This is a genomic window from Mesorhizobium sp. LNHC229A00 (assembly GCF_000502415.1).
Classification (GTDB): domain Bacteria; phylum Pseudomonadota; class Alphaproteobacteria; order Rhizobiales; family Rhizobiaceae; genus Mesorhizobium.
In genome coordinates, this window is the sequence record NZ_AYWQ01000046.1 from 1 (window position 1) to 4203 (window position 4203).

1 protein-coding gene and 1 pseudogene are annotated in these 4203 nt (G+C 60.1%); one reads left to right on the forward strand and one right to left on the reverse strand.

Features of this window, described 5'->3' with window-relative positions:
* Nucleotides 1-1047: 1047 nt before the first annotated feature.
* Nucleotides 1048-2037: a Ulp1 family isopeptidase gene (locus X742_RS1000000176865; protein WP_023775526.1), complete on the forward strand. Its 990-nt coding sequence runs from the start codon at nt 1048-1050 to the stop codon at nt 2035-2037.
* A 2056-nt stretch (nt 2038-4093) separates the two neighbouring features.
* Here the strand turns inward: X742_RS1000000176865 and X742_RS1000000174565 are convergent.
* A pseudogene (locus X742_RS1000000174565) lies at nt 4094-4203 on the reverse strand (DNA-binding response regulator); the annotation flags it as partial.

A 4203-nucleotide genomic window follows, 5' to 3' on the forward strand; every position in this document is an offset into this window, starting at 1 on the left:
GGAGAGCACGGTCAAGCGCCATGTAAATTCTCTTCTCGGCTTTGGTCGTTGGCTCTTTGACAATAACAGGCCGGGATTTGCTGCTCGGCTTGACGAATCGTCGCTGGATCAGGATCGCAAGGAGTACGAGAGCAGGGGTGGCCCCTCGGAGTACGAGAGCAGGGGTGGCCCCTCGATCGTGGCTAGAGCACTGGGTCGTCTCAAGACGTTGGCGGGCGGAGCGCCAGTGGTCGACCGCCCTGTCCGGAATCCCTACCCTGCCGACGCCGCGCTCATCAGAGATTACACAGCGGCTCTCATCAAAGAGTACAAAGAAGCGCCTGCGACCGGGCCGAATCGCGGTACCATTCAGGTCTATGGATCTACTCTTATACGTTTCAGTGAATACCTGCATGAAAACAAAAAGCCGGGGATTGCGGATCGGCTTCACGAGGGGTCGCTGGATGAAGATGCCAAGCGCTATGTGAACTCCGGTGGTAACCGGAGGATCAGTGCACTAGCTCATCTCCGGAAGTTCGCACCCGGGCGCGAAATTGCCCTTGCTGCTCGTCCGGAAGACGCAGTCGGCATGGAGGCTCGTGCCATTGGGGACGNCGGGCGCGAAATTGCCCTTGCTGCTCGTCCGGAAGACGCAGTCGGCATGGAGGCTCGTGCCATTGGGGACGCCGCTGCGCAGCGCAGCGGGACGCAGGAGGCATTGGGTCGGCCAGAGAGGCCCCCTGGGAAAGCTAAAGACGGGCGGGTGCTCGGCGCATTGGAATGGCTAGGCGACGAACATATCCAGAGGGATTACCAACTCCTGGAGCAGGAGTTGCAGGGGAACAATCCAGATCTCGCCGCCCGGACGCGGTTCGTGGATCCCCTCGTAGCCAATTATCATCTGCGCTTGGGCTCCGAGAGCGTCATGCTAAGCGCATTCCAGCGCATCGTCCATCAGAACGGTAACGACACAGCCGACTTCCTGTTCGTGCCAGTGAGCGATGGCGGTAAGACTCTTGCGGAGCGNATCAGAACGGTAACGACACAGCCGACTTCCTGTTCGTGCCAGTGAGCGATGGCGGTAAGACTCTTGCGGAGCGCGGCACCCATTGGTCGCTGCTGTTCGTTGATCGCAGCGACCGGGAACGGCCGGTTGCCTATCATTATGACTCCTACAACGGATGCAATGACACGCTTGCAAAAGAGCTCGCAGAAAATCTGGGCGCCAGCCTGGAGACCCGCGTGGGCGTATCCCGCATCGCCCAGCAGAGCAACGTGGTGGATTGCGGAGTCTACGTGGTGGACGGCACGCGGGCGCTGGTTGGGCGATTGCAATCGCAGCCAGATAACCTGAACCTCAACAACCTCGTCGTCAATCGGCAGGCACTACAAACCCGCCTCAGGGGTGACAATACATTCGGAACGGCAAATAATCTTACGAACTTTGAACTCATGGACCGACAGGCCCGAGACGCGGTTAAGGAAAGCCCCGTTGGGACGTTTCACCAGCAGATCAAGCGGCTCGGCCAGTCAGCGCCAGACGTTGCTCCCGGGGACCCATTTAAATTTCAAAGTCTTGAGAGCAAGGGGGACGCCGCTGCGCAGCGCAGCGGGCCGCAGGAGGAATACAGTTGGCCAGAGTATCTCCCCCCTGGGAAAGCTAATGAAGATGACGCTGTTCTGGCATCGTCTTTCGTGCCAACTGGGCCCCATCACCAAGCCTCGGATCCCGCAGGGTCCTTTCGTCCCCTGAGCTGGCGCGACGGCGACCAGCGCGCGCCGGACGAGCGGATCGCTGCACAGCACAGGAGCAACCAGCTACCAAGCGAGGAGGTCCTCATCAACCGTGAGCATGATACAGCGGAGTTGAGACCAGCGAAGAGGCAAAGGACCCCGAACAGTCGTCTGCAGGACGTTGCCACTGAGCCGCAGCTGAGCGAGATCGGCAATTCAGGCGCTCGCGTGCTGATGCAGGCCCCCACCCATCAAGTGGGTGCATTGCCATGGGANCAAGCGAGGAGGTCCTCATCAACCGTGAGCATGATACAGCGGAGTTGAGACCAGCGAAGAGGCAAAGGCCCCTGAACAGTCGTCTGCAGGACGTTGCCACTGAGCCGCAGCTGAGCGAGATCGGCAATTCAGGCGCTCGCGTGCTGATGCAGGCCCCCACCCATCAAGTGGGTGCATTGCCATGGGAAGCGCAGCCCATGATGCAAGGGAGCGGACAAGAACACGCCGCGGCGCCGTATGCCGGAGGCAGTGGGTCGATGCTGGGTGCCTCGGTGCTGCAGCCGGGTCACTCAACGGCGCGCCATCATCATGCGCCGGATTCGTCAGTGGTTGATCTGAATCCCCCCGCACCGTCCGAGTTGCGTGACCATGCTCGTTCTGTGCCGGCGGCGGTGCAGCCAGATCCTCCAATAGGGGTCTCCGGTCGCGACAAGGGTCCCCTCTATTCCAACGATGCGACCGTTGTCGAAGGGCTGAGGTCAGCACTCTATGCCGGTAAGGTCAAGGAGAGCACGGTCAAGCGCCATGTAAATTCTCTTCTCGGCTTTGGTCGTTGGCTCTTTGACAATAACAGGCCGGGNGATTCGTCAGTGGTTGATCTGAATCCCCCCGCACCGTCCGAGTTGCGTGACCATGCTCGTTCTGTGCCGGCCGCGGTGCAGCCAGATCGCCCAAAAGTGGTCTCCGGTCCCGACAAGGGTCCTCTTTATTCCAACGATGCGACCCTTGTCGAAGGGCTGAGGTCAGCACTCTATGCCGGTAAGATCGGGGAGATCACGGTCAAGCGCCATGTAGATATTCTTTTGGGCTTTTGTCATTGGCTCGTTGAAAACAACAAGCCGGGGATTGCGGATCGGCTTCACGATTCGTCGCTGGATCGGGATCGCAAGGAGTACGAGATCTGGGGTGGCGGCCCCTCGGCCGTGGCTGGGTCACTGGGCCGTCTCAAGACGTGGGCGGGCGGAGCGCCAGTGGTGGGCCGCCCTGCCCTGAATCCCCACCCTGCCGACGCCGTGCTCATCAGAGAGTACACAGCGGCTCTCATCAAAGCGTACGAGGCAGCGCCGACCGGGCCGAAACCCCGTACCGTTGAGGTCTATGGGTCTGGTCTTAGACGTTTCAGTCAATGCCTGGTTGAAAACAAAAAGCCGGGGATTGCGGATCGGCTTCACGAGCGGTCGCTGGATGAAGATGCCAAGCGCTATATGAAAACCGCTGACATCAGTGCACTAACTCATCTCCGGAAGTTCGCACTCGGGCGCGAAATTGCCCTTGCTGCTCGTCCGGAAGACGCAGTCGGCATGGAGGCTCGTGCCATTGGGGACGCNCGGGCGCGAAATTGCCCTTGCTGCTCGTCCGGAAGACGCAGTCGGCATGGAGGCTCGTGCCATTGGGGACGCCGCTGCGCAGACCGCGGCACAAGCTCATGGCCACGCAGGAGAGCAGGGACCCATCTCTCGAGCTCAACAAGTCGCGCCAGCGCCGTTTGAACGGCATTTGGGCAAGAAGCGCGAGGCCCAGGACGGACTGACGAGTACACTTGACAGGAGCAACCTCGTGAACAGCGGGGGCGTCATCATAAACAATGAACATTACACAGCGCTGTTGAGACCGGCGAAGAGGCAGAGGACTGATAATCCGCAAAGCCGCGCCATGGGGCGGCAACTGAGCGAAGCAACCACGACGTCCATCAGCCAAGCCTCCGATCAAGCCCGAGCGGACCTAATGGCTTCCTTCAGAAGCAGGGAGCGCTCCGACGCGGGGCGTTGAGCTCCATGGCTGGGGTCAAGGAGAACAGCTCTCTTGACGACAGAGGCGCTGATGCGATCTCCGGACCGGTAGCTCTCGCCGTAATTGATCAGGCGGGTACTGTTGGAAGGCTTGATCAGCCTCGTCACCCCAATCTCCAGCATAGCTCACTGTCACGCGGCCAACGTGCCTCCGTAGCTAACATCTACGTCAGCGTTGAAGAAGTANCAGCTCTCTTGACGACAGAGGCGCTGATGCGATCTCCGGACCGGTAGCTCTCGCCGTAATTGATCAGGCTGGTACTGTTGGAAGGCTTGATCAGCCTCGTCACCCCAATCTCCAGCATAGCTCACTGTCACGCGGCCAACGTGCCTCCGTAGCTAACATCTATGTCAGCGTTGAAGAAGTACCCTGCGCCACGGGATGTTTTGACCAGGCGAGGGTTGGCCGCATCAGCCTCCAGCT